Here is a 20,336-nt window from a genome sequence, read left to right on the forward strand (position 1 = left end):
GCGATTATTTGTTTAGTTGCGCTAATAATTCTCTTACCGTCTCCATATCGTCAAAATGGGTACGAACCCCTTTTATTTCCTGATAGGTTTCATGCCCTTTTCCGGCTATGAGTATAATGTCGTTGGGTTTTGCAAGCTGGCAGGCTATTTTTATTGCCTGCTTTCTGTCCACAACAGCTATTGTTTTTTTATAATTCTGAGGTTCTACTCCTCTCTCCATATCTTCTATAATCAGCTCCGGCTCTTCACTTCTTGGGTTATCCGATGTAAAAATTGCCTGATCACTCATAGCTGATGCTATGTGTGCCATAATGGGTCGTTTGGTTTTGTCTCTGTCGCCTCCGCAACCTACTACTGTTATAAGCTGCTCGTTTCTGGTACGGATAGTTTCTATTGTTTTCAATACGTTTTCTAAAGCGTCCGGCGTATGGGCATAATCTACTATCGCTGTTATTTTGGTTTCAGAGATAATAAATTGAAATCGTCCTGAAACGCTTTCCAACTCACTCATCAGGCGTAATACTTCCTGACTTTCCAATCCTAAGTTTACCGCAGCACCATATATTGCCAATAGGTTATAGGCATTAAATGTTCCTATGAGTTTTACCCATACTTCCTGCTCATTTATTTTAAGTAACAACCCCGAAAGTTGATTTTCTAATATCTGGGCTTTGTAATCGGCATAGGTTCTTAGCGCATACGTCAGCTTTTTAGCCTTGGTATTTTGCAACATTACCAATCCGTTTTTATCATCTACATTTACTAATGCAAAGGCTGTTTTAGGCAATTCGTCAAAAAATATCTTCTTTACATTACGGTACTCTGCAAAGCTGTTATGGTAGTCCAAATGATCATGCGACAGGTTTGTAAATATACCTCCCGCAAACTCCAGTCCTGCCGTTCTGCTTTGGTGTATGCCATGCGAGCTTACTTCCATAAAGCAGTACTCTACCCCTTCCTGGGTCATTTCATGCAGGTACTTGTTTATAGTGAGCGAATCGGGTGTGGTGTGTGTTGCCTTATATTCGGTGTCTCCCACCATTACCTTTACGGTAGAAAGTAAGCCTGTTTTATAACCTGCATTTTTAAACAGTTGATGCAAAAGTGTGGCTATGGTTGTCTTACCATTAGTACCTGTTACGCCTACCAGTTTCAGGTTTTTAGAGGGTGTTCCGTAAAAATTGGATGCCATGAATGCTAATGCCCTGCCTGAGTTTTTAACCTGTACATAAGTAACGCTTGTACGCTCTGTTTCGGGCAATGTTTCGCATACTACGGCAACAGCGCCCTGGCTTACTGCTTTTTGTATATAATCGTGCCCGTCAGACTGCGTGCCTCTTACAGCGATAAAAACATCATTTTTACTTATAAGTCTGGAATCAAAAGCTATGGTATTTACGGTTATATCGGTTGAGCCTTTTACAGCCTCGATAGCAGTTTTATATAATATGTCTTTTAATACCATCACAACAATTCCAATATTATAGTTTGATTTTTTTTAAGGGGTTGCCCCGGCGGTATCGATTGCTTTTTTACTTTGCCGATGCCTGCAACGTGTACTTTAACCCCCAAATTTCCTAATAGTGCCACGGCATCCATGCCACTCATACCGGCAAGATTGGGCATAACATTTGTTTCTTTTTGAACTTTTTGGTAATAGGAGGCATATAATTGTTCCTGACCTTTTATTTCTTTATCCAATTTTTTTATCTGATTGGTAGAGGGTACATCGGTAAATATTTTTTGCGCTATTCTCTTAAATACCGGTCCTGATACATCGGCTCCGTAATACCCTTTTCGGATACTTGGCTTATGAATAACTACGATACAGGAGTATTGTGGTTCATCTGCCGGAAAATAGCCTACAAATGATGATGAATAATACATCTCGTCGCCTTTACCACCACCATAGTTTACCTGTGCCGTACCTGTTTTGCCTGCCATTGAAAAGTTTGGTGAGTATAATTTTGAGCCTGTTCCGCGCTTTACTACGTTTTCTAATACTCCTCTTACTTTATCTATGGTTTCCTGCGAGCATATCTGAGGTTTTATTACCTCTTTATCAAAATGTTTTATGGTTTTATTCCATTCTTTAATATCTTTTACAAACAGGGGCCTTACCATTTCGCCATCGTTTGCTATAGCATTATAAAATGCAAGTGTTTGTAATGGTGTCATTGAAACGCCATATCCAAAACCCATCCATGGCAGTGATAGTCTTGACCATTTTTTATCATCCGGATTTGGTATATAGGGCTTCCCTTCTCCTATGATGGAAACACCTAAAGGTTTATCCAGACCGAAGTTGCTAATGTGATTTACAAATGCTCTCGGATCGTCTTTATAATTATCATATACTGCCTGTACCAATACGGTATTGGATGAAACTTCAAAACCGCGCGCCAGTGATATCTTACCGTATCCTCCTTTTTTAGAGTCGCGCACTTTACGGTTAAAATACATTATCTCACCGCCATGCGAATCATATACCTGGCTGGTATCTACTTTTTTATCTTCCAGTAATGCAATAAGCCCTGCCAATTTGAAGGTTGAACCCGGCTCTTGCGACTCGCCTACGGCATAGTTTACGGTTTCGTAGTATGAACTGTCTTTGGCACGACCTAAGTTGGATATTGCTTTTACATAGCCTGTTTTGGTTTCCATAACTACTACACAACCATGATCGGCTTCATAGTATTCCAGTTGTTTCAGCAGGGCATGGTGTGCAATATCCTGTATATATACATCTATAGTCGATATTATATCATAACCATCTACGGGCTCTATTTCGTTATCATCGCTTATGGGTTTCCACTGGTTTTTGGCTATCTTTTGCATCATGCGTTTACCGTTTGTACCATTAAGATACTTGGCAAATGCTCCCTCTATACCTACTTCCAAATTTTCTCCTGAGTAGCTTAGCCTTTCATACCCTATGGTACGCTCGGCAATTTTGCCTATAGGATGCTCTCTTACTGTTTTCTGCTCGGTAATGATACCTCCTTTAAATGCACCCAACTCAAATAATGGGAAGTTCTTTATACGTATGTATTCCGTATAGCTTAATCCTTTTGTGATAAGTTGATACCTGTTTTTAATATTGCGGGCTTTGGTTAATTTATCGTAATAATAGGATGAGGGTTTGCCCAGCATTACCGATAGTGAATCGGCAAGAGCAGGAAGGTATTCATCAAAATCTTCTTTTTTTGGTGCAAGGGCGTCAAAGCGAATTGTATAATTGGGTATGGAAGTTGCCAGCAGGCTACCATCTGCCGAATATACATTGCCTCTGTTGGCAGGAATGGTAAAGTTGCGCACTGTGCGCTCGCGGGCAAGCTGACGATAATAGTCGCCCTCTACCCACTGAATATTGGTGAGTTTTACGGCAATAAGTATAGCCATCACAAAAATTGCGAAGGCTACCAGATATATTCTGTAAGATATTTTTTTATCTTCTACTGCCATAATTTACTAAATGTGCTTTTCTCTTCCTCTTTTATTACTTTTATCTTTTTAGGTGGTACCGATGAAGGGTATATCTCTCTTTGCTCCATCTTGCGCGCCACAGTCGATTCCATTTTAAGCTCCATCAGTTCAGAACGTCTGTCAACAAATTCAGAACGAAGTACTTTTACTTCATTTTTAAGTGCTTCAATGCGGTGTATCTTTTGTTCATAATTATGAGCGTTGGCTATCATGAGCATGGCTATTACTACCAAAAAAATGATGAAGCTCCAGTTTTTCATAGAACCTTCATCTACTAAATATTTTGCTTTTAACAGACCGTAAACCCCGCCTTTCATAATTATTTTTTTTCTGCTACTCGCAGCTTTGCACTTCTTGCTCTGTTATTTACAGCTATCTCATCATCTGTCGGAACTATCAGTTTTTCTATACTTTTAAAAGGCACTTCAAAATTTCCAAACATATCGCGCTCAGGCTCTCCTTCAAACATTCCGTTGCGCATATAGCGTTTTACTAATCTATCTTCAAGGGAATGATAAGATATTACACTAAGCCTGCCTCCGGGTTTGAGCACCTCCAACGATTGTAATAAAAATTCTTTAAGTGCTTCTATTTCCTGATTTACCTCTATACGGATAGCCTGGTACATTTGCGCCAATATCTTATTGCTCCTGTGTGCCGGAAGAAATCGGTTAAGGACTGTTTTAAACTCTTCAGAGTTTTTAATCTCTTTTTCTTTTCTTGCTGCAACAATAGTATTTGCTATTCCTCTTGCATTTTTAAGCTCTCCATAATCAAAGAACATTTTTTTCAACTGCTCTTCTTCATATCCGTTAATTACACTATAGGCGCTCACATCGTTTTTCTTACTCATGCGCATATCCAGCTCTGCTTCAAACCGGGTAGAAAAGCCTCGCTCGGCAACATCAAACTGGTGCGATGATACACCTAAATCTGCCAGTATGCCATCAACCTCGGTTACTCCGTGAAAACGCAGATACCTTTTTAAAAATCTGAAATTTTCAGGAATCAACACAAAACGTTCATCGTCTATTACATTAGCCTGCGCATCTTCATCCTGATCAAAAGCAAACAGCTTTCCGTTGGGTCCGAGCCTTTTTATAATCTCTCTTGAGTGACCGCCACCGCCAAAGGTTACATCCACATAAACACCATCGGGTTTTATAGCAAGCCCATCTACAGTTTCTTTCAACAAAACAGGGTTATGATATTCCATCACTATCATCATCATTTAAATTTCCCATCACTTCTTCAGCCAGATCTGCAAAATCAACAACTGAATCATCAATAGACTGTTCGTATTTTTCTTTATCCCATACCTCCACAATATTCACTGCGGAAGAAAGCACAATATCCTTATCAATAGCTGCAAAAGCGACAAGGTCTTTCGGTATCAACAGCCTACCGGCGGCATCTACCTCTATCATCTTTACACCGGCAGTAAACCGCCTGATGAAATCGTTGTTCTTTTTAACAAACCGATTCAGTTTGTTTATTTTTTGCATCATTTTTTCCCACTCTGCCATAGGGTATAATTCCAAACATGGCTGAAACACGGAACGCTTTAAAACAAACCCATTATCAATACCCGCAGACAATTGCTTCTTCAAGGGTGCAGGCATCATGAGCCTTCCCTTTGCATCTACCTTACATTCATATGTTCCTACAATGGTATTCAAGCAGTTAGATTTATTTTAACAACAAAGCAAATATATACATTATTTACCACTTTATTCCACTTTCTACCACATTGTTAATAAGTTTTACCACACTATTCCCACATTGTCTTGCATAGAGGTTACAGCGTTAATGTACAGGCTTTAAAAAATATTCAGGCTACCTGAAAAAGTGTTGAAAAATCACTACATTTTTGTATTAAAACCTGTTATAAAATGCATAATATTTAAAAGTTGTGCAAAAACAGTTAAACACGGCTTTGAAAACCTACTCAAAAAACTTATAAGCATCTATATACAAGACTTTTACAACCCAAATAGAACAAAAAAAGGATGCAAGCATACAAAACACGGTTTGTTAAACATTAAAATCATATATTTGTGCTTCCTGATATAGTTTACAAATCAAGATGCAAAGCACAAAAAAAGAGGGTAAGTACAGTTACTACGAAGCCGGAGAAGGTACACCCATAATAATTTTACATGGTTTGATGGGAGGACTTAGCAACTTTGACGGTGTTGCTGAATATTTCCCCAAATACGGCTACAAAGTAGTTATTCCTGAATTACCTATATATACTCAAAGCCTGTTGAAAACGAATGTGAAAGCATTTGCCAAATGGGTTAAAGATTTTATTACATACAAAGGTTTTGACAGAGTAATTCTGCTGGGTAACTCACTGGGTGGGCACATAGCGTTGTACCATACCAAAATGTATCCTGAAAAAATGCTGGGACTGATTATTACCGGAAGTTCCGGTTTGTATGAAAGTGCTATGGGCGACAGCTACCCGAGAAGGGGCGATTATGACTACATACAAAAAAAGGCGGAAGCTGTATTTTATGACCCTGCCATAGCTACAAAAGAAATTGTGGACGAGGTATATGCAATGGCTAATGACAGGCTGAAGCTGGTTAAAACGCTTACTATTGCCAAAAGCGCAATACGCCATAATATGGCTAAAGATTTGCCGAAAATGCATGTTCCTACCTGTATAATATGGGGCAAAAACGATACCGTTACCCCGCCTGACGTTGCTGAGGAATTTCATAAATTATTGCCCAACTCCAGCCTGTACTGGATAGATAAGTGCGGGCATGCCGCAATGATGGAGAACCCGGAGGAATTTAACATCCTGATGCATGAATGGTTAAAAAAAATGAATCTTACAGGAAGCACTGCCATACAAGAGAGCAAAAGAATGTAATGTGAATAAAACGGTGTACCAAAACACTGTTATTCCTGTATTACAACTATAAACATTTTATAATGAAAGTTAATACCGCTGATTTTATAATAAGCAATTCTGATGTTAGCAAATGTCCGAAAGAGCCATTGCCGGAGTATGCTTTTATAGGGCGGTCTAACGTGGGTAAATCATCCCTCATTAATATGCTTACGGGGCGTAACAGCCTTGCCAAAACATCTGCCAGACCCGGAAAAACTCAACTGATAAACCATTTTAAGATAAATGGCAATTGGTTCTTGGTCGATTTGCCGGGTTATGGTTATGCAAGAGTATCTAAAAAAACCAAAGAAACGTTCCAGAAATTCATTACCAATTATTTTGAAAAAAGAGAACAGTTAGTTTGCGCTTTTGTATTGATAGACATACGCCACGATGCCCAAAAGATAGACTTGGAGTTTATAAATTATTTAGGTGAGCAGGAAGTTCCGTTTTGTGTTGTATTTACAAAAGCCGACAAAATAAGCCCTCGAAAAATAGAAGAGCATGTGAGCGCCTATAGACAACAACTGCTTGAAAACAACTGGGAAGAAATGCCTCCTTATTTTGTAACCTCATCTACACATGGTACAGGGCGCGAGGAAGTTTTACAATATATTGACGATATAAATCAGGGTATATTTAAAAATCAAGGACTTATATAGCCAATTCTTTTTCCATAAAAAAGTTAGTAAATGTTTGCCCGTTATATACTACCTGCTGTTGCCTAACTATAGTATAGCCCCGCTTTAAAAAAAGGGTTGTGCAGTAATGGATGCCGCTACGGTTATTACAGCAAAATCTTTTTCTTTCGCATACTTTTCTATTGCAACAGCAATTTTTGTAGCTATACCCTGCCCCTGATGGTCTTTATGTACAAACAGATGGTCAAAATAACCAGTATCATCTATATCACCAAAACCACAAACTACACCATCGCACTCTGCTATAAGCGTATAATGCTGCGATAGCTTTATATCCCATTTTTCGACATCAATATACTCGGGAGCCCAAGCGTTAAGCTGCTCTTTAGTATAGTCTTTGGCATTAACAGTATGTATTGTTTCTCTAAATAGTGCTACAATATGGTGTATATCTTCGCTTTTGTAATTACGTAGTGTGATATTCATTATAAAAAATATTTTAAAAAAATTAACACTTCATTAACATTTTGTTTTTTAAAAAAGATATATTTTCGAATTAACTATAAAAATATATTAAACAAATGAAAAATTGGTCTGAAAATACATGGAGTTGTTTCTTCTGTTGTATTATGGTAATCGCATTTCTCATTTTTGTATCCCTAAACTAAGTTTTTGTTTCTATTCATCGTAAAATTTATTAAGTCTAAATTTTACGATGAATATAGTATTTTAATTAGTTATCCAATTAATGGATGATTCATTGATGATTATATATTTCTGTTATAATTTTATTCTTATTTATATAAATTAATTTTTTAACTAAAAATTCCATTCAATGAAAATTTTACCTTACTTCAGAAAATCTTTGTTCAGTGTACCCTTAGCTTTATTATTTCTGATTTTCTCATGCTCGAGTCCAAGTACCGACGAAACTGTTAATTATCAAACTGACAATAGTCTTAAACCGAAAACTTCTTCAAATCACTTTATTGGGTTTAGTCTATTAGACTATAAAGACTATCATTCTTTGGGATATATGAAACTCCAAAATGAAATTGTCTTATTCAACATTAACATTCAAGATGGTGTAACTCATGATGGAATTACCAAAATTGATGATATGAATGCAAAAGTGTCTAATATTAATGGAGGTAATTTTGATGCATATGTAAATCTGAAACAAGATTTAAATAAGAATACGACAATTGTTAGTACAACTATTGATGATTATTACAACAATGAACAGTTCACACATGAAATTGAGATTGATGGTCTTGCTGATATAAATACTTTTGTGAGAGATGGCTTTGATAATATTCAGCCTGACTATCAAACATTAGGAGTTCCATGTGTGGCATGCATTGCTATTAGCGCAATTGTAACAATAGCCACAGCTGCATATTGTGTTATACGACATGATACTGCTGCTGAAAACTGTTTGCAAGCCTATAATCTTTGTGTTAATTCAGGAGCTTCCTGCTCATATTCTTTTAATTCGAGTGTATGTGGAGGCACATGTACAATATTAGTAGTTGAAGAGTTAGACCTTTCATATGTGATGCCCTAATTAAATAATCTACTAAAAATAAAAAAGCGGCAGTTGCCGCTTTTTTATTTTTACTTCTCTTTTAGCTCAAGCTTCTCGGCAAAGTAATCGCAAAAATCTTTCATCGTGTCAGTCATTTTTTTGTCTCCTGTAGCCCGCTCAAAAGTATCAGCCATAGAAACCAGAGTTTGGTGAAAAAATATTTTCATTTCATCCACAGGCATATCCTTCGTCCATAAGTCTATACGCATACTCTCTTTCGCTTTACTGTCCCATACGGACAGCATTACAGCTTTGGACTCCTCATTTTCCACACCCCCGTCGCGAGCTGTCCAGTGCAGTTTTTCAGGCACTCTGTTTTCGTCAAGGGTTATATCAAGTTTTATTTCTGATGTTAGTTTCTTAGTATCCGGCATTATTTCTTGGGTTTGTATTTAGATTTTTCAAAAATGGTTTTAGCATCCGTTGCCAAAAGCTCCTGCAAAGTTACATTTTTATTATTTTCCGCATAGGCACGCACTATTTGCCAGCCGAGCCAACGTCCTAACCTTCCGGGTGACTCATTATCAAGCTCTAAATAAAATTTAGAAAAGGGCGCAGGGTTTATAAACCTTGCGGGTAGCTTCGGGTCAGTATCATACAGCATATTTTTTTCTACAAAATAACGCCACATTTCCGATTCGTTTTCTTGTGCCCATTGTAACTGTTTGGGCGTGTAGCCTATTTTATCGGCATCCGGTACATCGGGCAATAGCAAATCTTGCATATACAGTTCTTTACCAAAATATATCATTAGCGACAACAATGTTCTGTCACTTGGTGGTGCTACTTTGCCCGCAGCAAATGATGTTGTAACATCGGGCAGTATTTGCGAAGATGTAAACTGCTGTACCTGATATTTTGGCAAACCTTCATACAGGTAGTTGTCTTTACCCAAATACAGGCTAAGTGGTATCAATAAAAGACCATCTGCATATACTGCTTTGGTTTCTATATCATCAGATACTAATGTTACCACTTTAGACGTTTGAAAATCAGGATAATAATACTTTATATGCTTAAATAATTCTTCCAAATCTTTTTCAATCCCATCAACAGAGGGAAACTTTTTTTGTACCTCTTCATATAATTTTAACTGAAAAGGGTCGCGCATTTTGTTTATCCAAACTTCATCCTCATTTCCCTCAGGAAAAAGATATGGGTAGTCTTCTTTAAGCTGCGGAAGGTCATCCGGTGTACCGCCAAAAAACTTTTTATCAAAACGCTCCGCTGTAACTTTCTCAACAGGCACTTCGGCTATTTCGCTTTCCTTCTTGTCTTCATTTTTACAGGAAACAACAATTACCAAAGCGGTAATTACTAACACAAACTTCTTCATTTTTTGTACTATTATTTGTAATCTTATCAGGGTTGACTCCCTTTAATTTTTGTAATTTTATCACATTAATCGCGCAAATATACATCTCCTAATTTATAAATATATACATAATATGCATACCGATAACGGATTTAAAGCTGAGGCAATAAGCAATTATATTACAAACTGGTTACGCGACTACGCTTCTAACGCAAAAGTAAAAGGTTTTGTTGTAGGAATATCGGGGGGTATCGACTCTGCCGTTACCTCTACCCTTTGTGCCCAAACGGGTTTACCTACGCTTTGTATAGAAATGCCCATTCATCAGGTGCACAGCCATGTACAGCGCGCCAAAGAACATATAGCACAGCTTAAAAAGAAATACAGTAACGTATCGGAAACAGAGGCTGATCTTACCCCTGTTTTCGGAGCATTTTGCAAACAAGTACCGGAATCGGAAAATGAACACCTGAGCAATCTTACCCTTGCCAATACCCGCGCCAGGCTGAGAATGACAACTTTATATTATTTTGCAGGCATAAACAGTGCCTTAGTAGCGGGTACGGGTAATAAAGTTGAAGATTTTGGAGTTGGCTTTTTTACTAAGTATGGCGATGGCGGTGTAGATATAAGCCCGATTGCCGACCTGATGAAAAGCGAAGTAAGGGAGTTGGCAAAACATCTTGGTGTACCGCAAAGTATTATTGATGCGAAACCTACCGATGGGCTATTTGGCGACGACCGTACTGATGAAGACCAGCTTGGGGCGGGTTATGACGAGCTGGAGTGGGCGATGAAGGAAGTTGAAAAAGGTGCTAAAGCCGATGACTTTACAGGCAGGCAAAAAGAGGTTTTTATTATTTATAAAAGATTGAATACGATAAACCAGCATAAAATGAATCCTATACCGGTTTGCGAGATACCTGCTGATTTGAAATAAAATTCTTTCATTCACAATACTTTAAGATTTAATACAATTTTAATTACTAACTTTACTATTAAGTTTTTAACCAAAAAAATTGTAAGGATATGATTAAGATTTGCTTAGCAGATAACCATCCTGTTGTGCATCATGGGATGAAGTCCTATTTTAAAGAAAATTCAGATTTCAGTTTTGTTGGTATAGTAAACAATCTGGACAGCTTACTGGATATGCTCTCTAAAAAAATGATAGACACAGCTATTATAGACCTTGAGTTGGAGGGGCTTACCAGTATTAGTGCTTTAAAATCGCTCGTTGATGAATTTCCTGACACAAAAATAATACTGTTTACAAATCTTGCCGAGCAAATTTATGCTCCTAATGCTCTAAAAACAGGTGTATCGGGATACGTGCATAAAAGTGCAAAAATGGAGGTGTTGGAAAATGCCATCCGTAAGGTAAATGAAGGTGGTGTGGTGTATAGCGATGCCGTTAAAAAAAATATTGCATTGCTGAACAAAGGTAAAAAATCGGAAAGACTGTACCGCAAACTTTCATCGCGTGAAATTGAAGTACTGCGCTACCTGAGCGAAGGAAAGAAAAACAAAGAAATTGCCAAACTGCTGGACCTGAACGAAAAAACCATAAGTACTTATAAACTAAGATTACTCACTAAACTTCACGTTACCAACTTAGTAGATTTGGTTAACAAAGCAAAAACATTGGAAATAGTGTAACTTGCAATTACAACATATCGAGAAAATACTACTCTCGCCTTATAAGGCTAATAAAAAGAACTCCTTATCCTGCTTATCTTTCGGGACAGGTAGTTAATCAGCATATTATAATCTTTTACCGCCATTAATATTTCCATATTATCGGCTTCGGGGCTTACCTGTAGTTTAAGGTCTTGTATCAACTTGCCCAGCAGTAGCCAGCGCAGGTCTATAATATGCTCTGTGGCATAGGTGGCTACTGCCATCGATTTTTCTTTTACAGGTATCTGTTTCTTTTCTTCCCATTCATGCAAATGGTATTTTTCGTCCTGCATATAAATATCCGCTGCTACAGACTGCAATTCGGGCAACAAGGTATTCAGAAAAGCATCCACGCTAAACTCCTCATGTGACAGGTAATAATCTATTACAGCTTTATATAAATCCTTAAAAACGGGGTTGGTAAATTCTATTTCATCTTCCTGTAAGTTCAGGTAAATACGCTCATATACTTTAAAGGTTTTATGCTCCGTTTCTTCATACTCTTTGCCAAACTCATCATACTTAATATATACATCTTCAAAATCCTGTTCGGTACTGCCATATAGGAGCAATATCTCTATAATCTTGCGCTCCAGTACATCTTGTATGTTTATATTTTCGCGGGTTTGTTGCGCTCCTTCATCAACAGGCTGCATGGTTTGCGCCTTCTGTTGTTCCTTGAGCTTCTTACCTGCATCGGTTATATCCTTTTGTACCAACTGTGCCAGCGTACTTGCCAGCACCTGCTCGGATATATCCATAATACGGGCGCACTCCTGTATATATACCTCGCGTTGTATCCTGTCGGGTATCTTGGCAATACTGGTAACCATATCCCGAATAAGTCCTGCTTTTTTTACAGGGTCATTTTTAGCCTCATCTACCAGTAACGATGCTTTAAACTGTATGAAATCTTTAGCATTAGTAGCAAGATATGCCACTAACTCATCATGAGTGCTTTTTTTCGCAAAACTATCCGGGTCTTCCCCTTCGGGAAAGGTGCATACTTTTACATTCATACCCTCTTCCAATATCAGATCGATACCCCTGATGGAGGCACGCAAGCCCGCAGCATCGCCATCAAAAAGAACGGTTATATTTTTGGTAAGCCTGTTGATAAGGCGAATCTGGTCGGGTGTTAATGCCGTACCTGAAGATGCCACTACATTCTCTATCCCTGCCTGATGCATTTGTATTACGTCGGTATAACCTTCTACCAGGTAGCAATTATCTTGCTTGGCTATAGCCTGCTTGGCGTGGTATATACCATATAATACTTTACTCTTGTGGTAAATATCGCTTTCGGGCGAGTTGAGGTATTTCGCTGCTTTCTTATCATTGCCTAATATACGCCCCCCGAAACCAAGCACACGCCCCGACATGCTCTGGATTGGGAACATTACCCTACCCCGAAACCTGTCGATATGCCTGCCGTCTTCTTTTATAATAGTAAGTCCTGTTTTATCTAAAAATTCCTGTTTGTAACCTTTGCCCAACGCTTCTTTGGTAAAAGCATCCCACACTTCGGGGGAATATCCCAATCCGAATTTTTTAATCGTATCTCCTGTAAAGCCACGCTCTTTAAAGTAAGAATATCCTACTGCCTGCCCTTCATCGGTATTAAGCATGGTATTATGAAAATATTTCTGCGCAAATTCCGATACCAAGTACATACTTTCTTTCTCGTTCGCCTGTTCTTTGTCTTGGTCGGTCTGTTCCGTTTCCTCTATTTCTATATTGTATTTATTGGCAAGGTAACGGATGGCTTCGGGGTACGAAAAATGCTCATGCTCCATAAGAAAAGCCACAGCGTTGCCGCCTTTGCCCGAGCTAAAATCTTTCCATATTTGTTTTACGGGCGATACCATAAACGATGGCGACTTTTCGTTACTAAAGGGGCTTAACCCTTTTAGGTTACTGCCTGCCCGTTTGAGTTGTACAAAATCGCCGATAACCTCCTCTACACGGGCGGTTTCAAATACAGTATCTATAGTGTTTTTAGAAATCAAGACTTTCGGGATTTTGCCAACAGGATTAGCAAAGATACGTAGTTTGCGGGAAAAAAAATGATTTAATCGCCCCTCAAACCTTTGTTAGGATTACCCGCCAGATTATCAATAAGTCCGTTAAAAACAAAGTAATGAAATGGCAACACAGAGTACCAATACAACCTGCCCCAAAGTCCTTTGGGGCGAAACACGGCGCGTTGCTGTAGCCTGCCGTCTTCTATTTTAAACTCCAGCCAGGCTTCGCCCGGCAATTTCATTTCGGCATACAGCAGTAATCGTTTCTGTTCGCGGTCGGCAAGCAGCACACGCCAAAAATCGAGTGCATCGCCTGCCTGTATTTTAGATAAATGGGTGCGCCCCCTGCGAATGCCTGTGCCACCGAACATTTTATCGAGAAAGCCTCTTATGCGCCATAAAAAATTACCGTAATACCACCCTGTATTACCCCCCAGTGCCCAAATGCGGTTAAGTACCGCTTCGTCATCATCAATAATGCGGTGCTTTACGTCTTCTAAACAGCCATATTCGGGAATACTTACATAATTGGATAACTTGCCTTTAAAATGGCTGCTCACCATTGCATCTTTCCAACTGGAGGTAATACTGTCGTCTTCTATTTTGGTAAAGGCTTTTTCTACCGCTTCGCGATAGCTTATGGGTTTTACGTCTAAAAGTTCAGGTAGGTCGTTGGGTCTGCCCACAATTTCTATCTTCATACTATCTACAAGTGATACGGCAAGCTTGTAGGAAGTAGAGGTTACAAAATACAGCCAGTAGGATGACAAGCGCGGTGTCATTATAGGGAGTGTGCATATAAAACGCTTTAGCCTGCGAACACTGGCAAAAATGAGCAGCATTTGCTTATATGTGAGTATATCCGGACCGTATATATCATAATTTTTATTGTATAGCTCTTTTCTGCCTGCTGCTTTGGAGAGGTATGCCAATACATCGCGTATGGCTATGGGCTGCGACTTGGTATTGAGCCATCGGGGGGTTATCATTATGGGTAATTTTTCTACTAAATCACGAATGATTTCGAAAGATGCGCTACCGCTGCCTACAATGATACCGGCACGCAGGGTGGTAAGGGCATATTGCCCTGCCTCGAGTGTTTCTTCTACTTGTTTTCTGGATTGGAGGTGCTTGGAGAGCAAATCTTCGTTAACAATACCACTCAGATAAATTACCTGCTGAACCTGAGTAGCGCTGATGTATTTTTTAAAATTGGCGGCACAGGTAAGCTCCAGTTTTTCAAAATCTTCAGAGGCGGACATGGAGTGCATGAGGTAGTAGGCAACGTTAATATCCTGGGGGATGTTTACACTATCATCATACACTAAAAAATCAATTTCTATAAAACTGATAGCAGGGTGGTTTTTAAACTGATCGGGGATACGGCTAAGGTCGCGCACACAACACACAAGCTCATAATCTAATTCCAGCAAAAACGGTATGAGCCGTTTGCCTATATAACCTGTAGTACCTGTAACCAATACCTTCATTTACTGAATTTTAATTTAAATTTAAGAACAAAACAGTAAACAAATTGTTGAACATTTGTTATAAAAATTACAAATTGTTAACTGTTTTCTAACTCGCAGGGTTCTTCTTCCAGCTCTACCTCTATGGTATAATGCGAGAAAGGATATTGTTTAAGTATGGCTTTAATAGCATTTTTTATTTGTATTACCTGATTAAAGGATGTTGTGTTATTTACCCTGACGTGTGCTGCAAAAACGTGATGTTCTCCCTCCAGCGACCAGATGTGTACATGGTGTAATGAGAGTACGTTTTGCACCTGTAATATTTCACTTTTCAACTTTTCGGGGTCTATATCATAGGGGGTGCCCTGCAACATTATTACCAGTGTTTCTTTCATTCGTTTTATCACATTATACAAAATATATACGGTAATGCCCAGCGACAGTAAAGGGTCGAGATAGGGTGCATCTACAAACATCATTACTACAGAGGCTATCAGTACGGCAACCCAGCCCAATACATCTTCTATTAAATGTAAACTTACCACACGTTCGTTAAGCGTTTTACCATCGCTTAGCCTAAAGGCTGCATAACCGTTTACGGCAATGCCCACAATAGCAAACAGGAACATCCCCTCGGCATTAGGCTCTTCGGTACTCATTAATCGCTTTATGGCTTCGATAATAATATATACAGAACCGCCAATAAGTATTATACTATTGATAAACGCACCCATGAGGGAGAAACGGCTGTAGCCGAAAGTAAACTTGTTGTTGGGTTTCTTTTTGGAATGCTCGTTGAGATACCAAGACAACCCGAGCGAAAAACTGTCGCCCAAATCGTGCAAAGCATCTGAGAGTATTGCAACGCTGTTTACATACAGCCCGCCTACAATTTCCAATACGGTAAAACTAAGGTTCAGGAAAAAAGCAACTTTTAGGTTGTTTCCCGACTTGTTAGCATGATCATGAGAGTGGCTGTGCGACATAGTAATTTTTACTGTAAAAATAAGCAGAATTAGTCCTGATATACCTCCAATACAGGCAATGCTGTGTTATTAAAATCCCAAAAGGCAAGGTTTTCGGTAGCCGAACCATCTGTTGCTGTAGATCCGTTAAAAGCAATTAGCTCTGCGCCCCAATAACAAAAACCAATACCTTTGGGCACTTGTGTAGCTATTTGTTTTATTTGCTGCAAATATGCCTTTTGACCGGCAGTTGTGGGGGTATATTGTGGCAACAGTTGGTCTTCGCTGCCTATAATGTTGTTGGTATGGTCGTTCCATTCCAAAGTAAACGGATAGGCTGTTTCGGCAATAACCACATCCTTATTATATTGAGTAGTAAGCTGTGTCATGGTATTTTGAAATGCTGTAAGGTCTTTTCCGTGCCATATAGGATAATAGGACAGCCCTATTATATCATAATCCAGACTTGTTAAAGCGGAATAAAAGTTTTGTGCCCCCTCATATCCCGCATAGTGCAGTATTATTTTACAGTGGGCACTATTATCTCTCACTGCGCTAATACCTTTAGATAATAGGGTTGTAAACTGTGCTGTATTGGTAATACTACCTTCCGAGAAAAGAAAGCCACTATTAATTTCGTTTCCTATTTGTATATAATCGGGTTGTATTGCGGTTACTATTTGTGTGGTATAGTTATATACTTCTTGTTGTAATGTGGTAAAATCTGCATCCTGCCAAGCCATAGGCTTTGTCTGATTGCCCGGGTCTGCCCAAGTATCGGAATAGTGTACTGTGAGCCATACTTTCATTCCTTTACTTTTTACTTCATCGGCAAACGCTTTTACTTCTTCAAATCCTGAATGAGTGTTTTCGGGGTCTTTCCAAAGTCGTATTCTTATGGTGTTTACTCCTGCGTTTTTTAATGTAGTCAACATATCCTCAGGTTGCCCTGCGGCATTAAGAGTTACCGTGCCCGATTGCCGCACTTGCGGTGTTGAAGATGCATCGACACCCTTAATGAAAAAAGATTTATTAACCGTATCAGGTTGCTTTGCGTCATCTGATGAATTACAGGAAACAAATAATAAAAGTGTGAGTATAGGGCACAAATATTTTTTCATGATAAAAAAAGATGGTAACTATACTCTTTTTACACTCCCCAAGATTCAAGACCATAATTCTTAATCTTTAAGCGGCATTTTCTGCTATTAAATCTTTCAATGTCAAAACTCTCTAAGAAGTCAAATAATTCTTTTAGTTCTTCGAAGCTACAAAATTCTAATGCTTTTTTTAATATTCCTTTTTTCCCGCCGTAACAGGGACAAATATAATCGTAGTATTTTTTTGTATCTTGGTAATCAATAATTCTTATTTCCATATTATGAATGAATTTAGTGGTTATAAAAGACTAAAGGGTAAAATAATAACTGTTAGTCGTATTTTAATACTTCAAGATAGAAGTACTATCACAGAGTATATTCAAGGTAAGTTGATGAGCGTTGATGACGAAGGTATTGAGATTGAGCAATGTTTAAATATGTTGGATTATCTTAATAACGTTGAAACCCCAACTTCTATCAGAAAATTTGATTTTAGAGATGTTGATTTTGAAGGTAATTTTCCCGCATAAAAAACCTCAAAGTGTGGAACGCAGATTTAAAGTAAGTGAGGTAACGGTAAAAAGTAAATTCAGAGTTTAAAGGTAACTATAGTCTTTTTACACTAAACTCCTTATTAATTCGGCATTATAGAAACCATTTTCTTTTTTGTCAATATTTTTAAGTCTGAAATATCTTGTTTTGCGGGTTTTTATAAGAATGTTATCTATGTTTTTTATTTTTATTTTTTCGCCTGCCGTAAACATATATTTTATTCTCTCTAAATCGTAGAGATATTGTGATTGTGAATAACAATCTATCAAAATTTGGAAATTAATTACTTTACCCTTAAATGTGTTTGATTCTTTATTATAGGTGTAAACTCCGAACTTAGCTTCATTTGTCTTAGGGATAATATTATTTGTACTTGAAGGGTCAATTATTATTTCTGAGTTATTGCCTGTAAAAGATAAAGTTGTTTCGTTATTCTTAGAATACATAGAGCCTAAAACATCTATGTTTTTTAAGATGTTATATATATTTTCATTCAACGCATAATTTTCTCTTGCTTGCGAAGAGATATTAAACAACGATTCTGAGAAAAAGCCTGTTACAGGCAGATTGTCAACCGTTTTTATATCCCCAGCGTGCATATATGTTTTTGCATACACTTTTTCTAAAATAGTTTTAGTTGTTAAATCGTCAAAACTAAACTCAATGTCAAAATCTATTAACATCACATCAGGGATAGGATGTTGATGTTTAATCTCATCATCTTTACCTAAAAGCTGTGATAATTTATATGTCCCCCAAAAACCCCCTACTGCACATATACCAATCACTAAAAAGTAAAATACTGTCATCTTTAAATTTTTTCTGTTTATCATAATAAGCTATATTATAGGCAAATATAGCCAAATAAAAATCCCAACCGTTTATGATTGGGATGAGTAACTTATTATGGATTACACCAAATAGCTATATATGTATGTTAGTGCAATCTTTTTTAATTATCTATCTTTAAAATTCTTTGCCTTCAATAAAGCCTTATTAAACTCTGATAAAGGTTCTTGCTTTCTTCCTTTTTCAATATTTTCTATTGTCGCGGCTTTTTTATAGGACACTCCGTTGGAAACTTCGCTATCACTTCCAAACGGTAAAGTAATACTTTCTACTTCTGATAAATCTTCTTTTAAGTGAGAAGCAACACTATCTACATCGAAATACCATTCGTTGTTAAACTGTACTTTATTTACAGTCTGTTCATTTAGTAGTTTTTCTTTATCTATTTTCAGCATTCATTAAATCTTTGTACTTGGTTCTTTTATTTGAATTCAAAAGTAAGTAATTAAATCTTTCCCCTCCTTTATAATTTCGAGTGTTGTATCTGAATACAAACTCATCCACGTAACTTTGTAGGTGTTTCCTTTTTACACTATTATACATATCCCTTAAACTGTTCTTCATTATTTTCCACGAATTTTCGATTGTATTAGTATGGATTATAGAGCTGTCATAATCATGTTTATAGCCTTTATCCGAATGTTTTATTGTGTACTGATGATAATGTGTGCTTAACCCATTGTAACCTCTCCAATCGTCAGAAACTAATATACTTCCTCTTACAACATACTTTTTAATTACTGGTTGCATTACTTCGGCTGCTGTGTTTACAGTTACTATTGCGGTTAATTTTCCACCTCTCTCAATCATACCTGTTACCGCCGTTTTGTCTTTCCAGCTTCGTCCTTGACTGTTTTTTACCTTCTTATTGGCGTGTCTGAACTTATTTTTACCACCGTAAAAACTCTCATCACTTTCCACAATTAAGCCTTCCCCACCAATCTCATTATAGTTTTCTATGCCTAAACATTTTCTAATTCTCATTAAAAGATGCCATGCTGATTTTTGACTTATACCTCCTAAATCTTTGGGTAATTGTACAGATGAAATCCCTTTTTTATGGGAGATAACAAGATAAATTGCAGCAAACCATTTTGTTAGCGGTACTTTTGTATTATCAAACATTGTACCTGTCTTTACAGTAAAGTATTTACCTGTGTTTTTACACTTGTATTTACCTCCTTTACACTTATAAACCTTTGAAGTTTCATCAAAAGGGGAAACGGGAACACCTTGCCAGTACAGTTCCTCTAAATGAGTTATACATTTTTCTTCTGTTGAAAATTCCTGTATTACTTCTAAGAGGGAGTTAAAGTCTTTGTTAAACATCGCTTGGTAATTTTTCTTTCTCAAAAATAGAATATTTTTACACTTATTAATAAAATTTAGTGTTAAATAATTCTAATCTTTAGCGACTAACTTCAACAAATGTAAAGCATATAAGCGATGTTGTAAAAAGTATAAATTCTATTATTATCTTTAGAAATCTATTAGGTCTTTTACTTGGATATTTAAGGCTTTTGCCAGCTTGTAAAGGTTGGATATTGAGGTGCTTATTTCTCCGCGTTCAATCCTGCCAACTTGGTTTCTCGGTATGTTAGCATCGTAGGATAATGTAGCCTGTGATAATCCTTTTTCTTCTCGCAGCTTCTTTAACTTATCCCCTAAAAGTCTGAGTATCTCTGTGTTTTCTTCTTTCATCATGGGTAAAGTTGCACCCGTCTTGTAAAATAATTAGACACATATTTGTGTCATGTAA

Annotated in this window: 23 protein-coding genes; 6 read left to right on the forward strand and 17 right to left on the reverse strand. The window is 37.6% G+C overall.

The window, feature by feature from the left end:
* Window positions 1-4 precede the first annotated feature (4 nt).
* Genes E0W68_RS10185 through mraZ form a run of 5 tightly spaced genes read right to left on the reverse strand, consistent with a single transcriptional unit; the run spans window position 5 to window position 5,165 of the window.
* Window positions 5-1,468 carry a UDP-N-acetylmuramoyl-L-alanyl-D-glutamate--2,6-diaminopimelate ligase gene (locus E0W68_RS10185; protein ID WP_162845825.1) on the reverse strand — a complete coding sequence of 488 codons (1,464 nt, stop codon included), beginning with the start codon at window positions 1,466-1,468 and terminating at the stop codon, window positions 5-7.
* Complete coding sequence (locus E0W68_RS10190) at window positions 1,465-3,465, reverse strand: penicillin-binding protein (RefSeq protein WP_135219327.1); 2,001 nt, start codon at window positions 3,463-3,465, stop codon at window positions 1,465-1,467. Before E0W68_RS10190 ends, E0W68_RS10185 begins: the two co-directional genes overlap by 4 nt.
* Window positions 3,456-3,803 carry an FtsL-like putative cell division protein gene (locus tag E0W68_RS10195; protein ID WP_135219328.1) on the reverse strand — a complete coding sequence of 116 codons (348 nt, stop codon included), beginning with the start codon at window positions 3,801-3,803 and terminating at the stop codon, window positions 3,456-3,458. Before E0W68_RS10195 ends, E0W68_RS10190 begins: the two co-directional genes overlap by 10 nt.
* A gap of 2 nt (window positions 3,804-3,805) precedes the next feature.
* Entirely contained in the window at window positions 3,806-4,714 is a 909-nt protein-coding gene (rsmH, locus tag E0W68_RS10200; RefSeq protein WP_192824565.1) for a 16S rRNA (cytosine(1402)-N(4))-methyltransferase RsmH, read from the reverse strand.
* Window positions 4,689-5,165, reverse strand: a complete 477-nt coding sequence (mraZ, locus tag E0W68_RS10205; RefSeq protein WP_135219330.1) for a division/cell wall cluster transcriptional repressor MraZ — start codon at window positions 5,163-5,165, stop codon at window positions 4,689-4,691. The genes rsmH and mraZ overlap by 26 nt, the downstream gene beginning before the upstream one ends.
* 407 nt (window positions 5,166-5,572) lie before the next feature.
* Here mraZ and E0W68_RS10210 point away from each other — a divergent pair, with 407 nt between their 5' ends.
* Window positions 5,573-6,370 carry an alpha/beta fold hydrolase gene (locus E0W68_RS10210; RefSeq protein ID WP_135219331.1) on the forward strand — a complete coding sequence of 266 codons (798 nt, stop codon included), beginning with the start codon at window positions 5,573-5,575 and terminating at the stop codon, window positions 6,368-6,370.
* A gap of 62 nt (window positions 6,371-6,432) precedes the next feature.
* Complete coding sequence (yihA, locus tag E0W68_RS10215; protein ID WP_135219332.1) at window positions 6,433-7,053, forward strand: ribosome biogenesis GTP-binding protein YihA/YsxC; 621 nt, start codon at window positions 6,433-6,435, stop codon at window positions 7,051-7,053.
* A gap of 84 nt (window positions 7,054-7,137) precedes the next feature.
* On the opposite strand, the gene E0W68_RS10220 is transcribed toward yihA, so the two are convergent.
* A complete protein-coding gene (locus E0W68_RS10220; RefSeq protein WP_205435333.1) occupies window positions 7,138-7,518 on the reverse strand; it encodes a GNAT family N-acetyltransferase in 381 nt (126 codons plus the stop codon).
* A gap of 349 nt (window positions 7,519-7,867) precedes the next feature.
* On the opposite strand from E0W68_RS10220, the gene E0W68_RS10225 reads away from it, so the two are divergent.
* Complete coding sequence (locus E0W68_RS10225) at window positions 7,868-8,599, forward strand: hypothetical protein (protein WP_135219333.1); 732 nt, start codon at window positions 7,868-7,870, stop codon at window positions 8,597-8,599.
* Window positions 8,600-8,649: 50 nt separating this feature from the next.
* On the opposite strand, the gene gldC is transcribed toward E0W68_RS10225, so the two are convergent.
* Together gldC and gldB are read right to left on the reverse strand one after the other, a co-directional pair.
* Entirely contained in the window at window positions 8,650-8,994 is a 345-nt protein-coding gene (gene gldC, locus E0W68_RS10230) for a gliding motility protein GldC (RefSeq protein ID WP_135219334.1), read from the reverse strand.
* On the reverse strand, window positions 8,994-9,956 hold the full coding sequence (gene gldB / locus E0W68_RS10235) for a gliding motility lipoprotein GldB (protein ID WP_135219335.1): 963 nt from the start codon (window positions 9,954-9,956) through the stop codon (window positions 8,994-8,996). Before gldB ends, gldC begins: the two co-directional genes overlap by 1 nt.
* A gap of 112 nt (window positions 9,957-10,068) precedes the next feature.
* On the opposite strand from gldB, the gene nadE reads away from it, so the two are divergent.
* Entirely contained in the window at window positions 10,069-10,875 is an 807-nt protein-coding gene (nadE, locus tag E0W68_RS10240; RefSeq protein ID WP_135219336.1) for an NAD(+) synthase, read from the forward strand.
* A gap of 89 nt (window positions 10,876-10,964) precedes the next feature.
* A complete protein-coding gene (locus E0W68_RS10245; RefSeq protein ID WP_135219337.1) occupies window positions 10,965-11,594 on the forward strand; it encodes a LuxR C-terminal-related transcriptional regulator in 630 nt (209 codons plus the stop codon).
* A gap of 47 nt (window positions 11,595-11,641) precedes the next feature.
* Here E0W68_RS10245 and dnaG read toward each other — a convergent pair whose 3' ends face one another.
* The 5 genes from dnaG to E0W68_RS10270 form a co-directional block, all read right to left on the reverse strand.
* A complete protein-coding gene (gene dnaG / locus E0W68_RS10250) occupies window positions 11,642-13,624 on the reverse strand; it encodes a DNA primase (RefSeq protein ID WP_135219338.1) in 1,983 nt (660 codons plus the stop codon).
* Window positions 13,625-13,686: 62 nt separating this feature from the next.
* A complete protein-coding gene (locus E0W68_RS10255; protein WP_135219339.1) occupies window positions 13,687-15,129 on the reverse strand; it encodes an SDR family oxidoreductase in 1,443 nt (480 codons plus the stop codon).
* Between the two features lie 77 nt (window positions 15,130-15,206).
* Window positions 15,207-16,097: a cation diffusion facilitator family transporter gene (locus tag E0W68_RS10260; RefSeq protein ID WP_135219340.1), complete on the reverse strand. Its 891-nt coding sequence runs from the start codon at window positions 16,095-16,097 to the stop codon at window positions 15,207-15,209.
* A 29-nt stretch (window positions 16,098-16,126) separates the two neighbouring features.
* Window positions 16,127-17,197: a glycoside hydrolase family 53 protein gene (locus E0W68_RS10265; protein WP_135219341.1), complete on the reverse strand. Its 1,071-nt coding sequence runs from the start codon at window positions 17,195-17,197 to the stop codon at window positions 16,127-16,129.
* A gap of 29 nt (window positions 17,198-17,226) precedes the next feature.
* Window positions 17,227-17,454, reverse strand: coding sequence for a hypothetical protein (locus E0W68_RS10270; protein WP_135219342.1), 228 nt, complete (start codon window positions 17,452-17,454; stop codon window positions 17,227-17,229).
* Window positions 17,455-17,457: 3 nt separating this feature from the next.
* Here E0W68_RS10270 and E0W68_RS10275 point away from each other — a divergent pair, with 3 nt between their 5' ends.
* The gene (locus tag E0W68_RS10275) at window positions 17,458-17,706 is read left to right on the forward strand and encodes a hypothetical protein (RefSeq protein ID WP_135219343.1); all 249 of its coding nucleotides are present in this window, start codon (window positions 17,458-17,460) and stop codon (window positions 17,704-17,706) included.
* 87 nt (window positions 17,707-17,793) lie between these two features.
* Here E0W68_RS10275 and E0W68_RS10280 read toward each other — a convergent pair whose 3' ends face one another.
* From E0W68_RS10280 to E0W68_RS10295, 4 genes are all read right to left on the reverse strand, one after another.
* Window positions 17,794-18,537 carry a hypothetical protein gene (locus E0W68_RS10280; protein WP_162845826.1) on the reverse strand — a complete coding sequence of 248 codons (744 nt, stop codon included), beginning with the start codon at window positions 18,535-18,537 and terminating at the stop codon, window positions 17,794-17,796.
* 147 nt (window positions 18,538-18,684) lie between these two features.
* Entirely contained in the window at window positions 18,685-18,972 is a 288-nt protein-coding gene (locus E0W68_RS10285) for a hypothetical protein (RefSeq protein ID WP_135219345.1), read from the reverse strand.
* Window positions 18,956-19,906: an IS1595 family transposase gene (locus E0W68_RS10290; protein WP_135219346.1), complete on the reverse strand. Its 951-nt coding sequence runs from the start codon at window positions 19,904-19,906 to the stop codon at window positions 18,956-18,958. Before E0W68_RS10290 ends, E0W68_RS10285 begins: the two co-directional genes overlap by 17 nt.
* A 150-nt stretch (window positions 19,907-20,056) precedes the next feature.
* Complete coding sequence (locus tag E0W68_RS10295; protein WP_135219347.1) at window positions 20,057-20,281, reverse strand: helix-turn-helix domain-containing protein; 225 nt, start codon at window positions 20,279-20,281, stop codon at window positions 20,057-20,059.
* Window positions 20,282-20,336 lie beyond the last annotated feature (55 nt).

Origin of the sequence: Flavobacterium salilacus subsp. salilacus (assembly GCF_004634195.1) — a bacterium.
Taxonomy (GTDB): Bacteria; Bacteroidota; Bacteroidia; order Flavobacteriales; family Flavobacteriaceae; genus Flavobacterium; species Flavobacterium salilacus.

Coding starts and splice junctions, on each gene's coding strand:
- E0W68_RS10220 (WP_205435333.1), bottom strand. CDS start 7,518: ATGAATATCACACTACGTAATTACAAAAGCGAAGATATACACCATATT.
- E0W68_RS10295 (WP_135219347.1), bottom strand. CDS start 20,281: ATGATGAAAGAAGAAAACACAGAGATACTCAGACTTTTAGGGGATAAG.
- E0W68_RS10280 (WP_162845826.1), bottom strand. CDS start 18,537: ATGACAGTATTTTACTTTTTAGTGATTGGTATATGTGCAGTAGGGGGT.
- E0W68_RS10290 (WP_135219346.1), bottom strand. CDS start 19,906: ATGTTTAACAAAGACTTTAACTCCCTCTTAGAAGTAATACAGGAATTT.
- rsmH (WP_192824565.1), bottom strand. CDS start 4,714: ATGATGATAGTGATGGAATATCATAACCCTGTTTTGTTGAAAGAAACT.
- E0W68_RS10195 (WP_135219328.1), bottom strand. CDS start 3,803: ATGAAAGGCGGGGTTTACGGTCTGTTAAAAGCAAAATATTTAGTAGAT.
- E0W68_RS10285 (WP_135219345.1), bottom strand. CDS start 18,972: ATGCTGAAAATAGATAAAGAAAAACTACTAAATGAACAGACTGTAAAT.
- E0W68_RS10245 (WP_135219337.1), top strand. CDS start 10,965: ATGATTAAGATTTGCTTAGCAGATAACCATCCTGTTGTGCATCATGGG.
- E0W68_RS10210 (WP_135219331.1), top strand. CDS start 5,573: ATGCAAAGCACAAAAAAAGAGGGTAAGTACAGTTACTACGAAGCCGGA.
- E0W68_RS10225 (WP_135219333.1), top strand. CDS start 7,868: ATGAAAATTTTACCTTACTTCAGAAAATCTTTGTTCAGTGTACCCTTA.
- yihA (WP_135219332.1), top strand. CDS start 6,433: ATGAAAGTTAATACCGCTGATTTTATAATAAGCAATTCTGATGTTAGC.
- gldC (WP_135219334.1), bottom strand. CDS start 8,994: ATGCCGGATACTAAGAAACTAACATCAGAAATAAAACTTGATATAACC.
- E0W68_RS10255 (WP_135219339.1), bottom strand. CDS start 15,129: ATGAAGGTATTGGTTACAGGTACTACAGGTTATATAGGCAAACGGCTC.
- E0W68_RS10190 (WP_135219327.1), bottom strand. CDS start 3,465: ATGGCAGTAGAAGATAAAAAAATATCTTACAGAATATATCTGGTAGCC.
- E0W68_RS10270 (WP_135219342.1), bottom strand. CDS start 17,454: ATGGAAATAAGAATTATTGATTACCAAGATACAAAAAAATACTACGAT.
- gldB (WP_135219335.1), bottom strand. CDS start 9,956: ATGAAGAAGTTTGTGTTAGTAATTACCGCTTTGGTAATTGTTGTTTCC.
- E0W68_RS10260 (WP_135219340.1), bottom strand. CDS start 16,097: ATGTCGCACAGCCACTCTCATGATCATGCTAACAAGTCGGGAAACAAC.
- E0W68_RS10265 (WP_135219341.1), bottom strand. CDS start 17,197: ATGAAAAAATATTTGTGCCCTATACTCACACTTTTATTATTTGTTTCC.
- nadE (WP_135219336.1), top strand. CDS start 10,069: ATGCATACCGATAACGGATTTAAAGCTGAGGCAATAAGCAATTATATT.
- E0W68_RS10275 (WP_135219343.1), top strand. CDS start 17,458: ATGAATGAATTTAGTGGTTATAAAAGACTAAAGGGTAAAATAATAACT.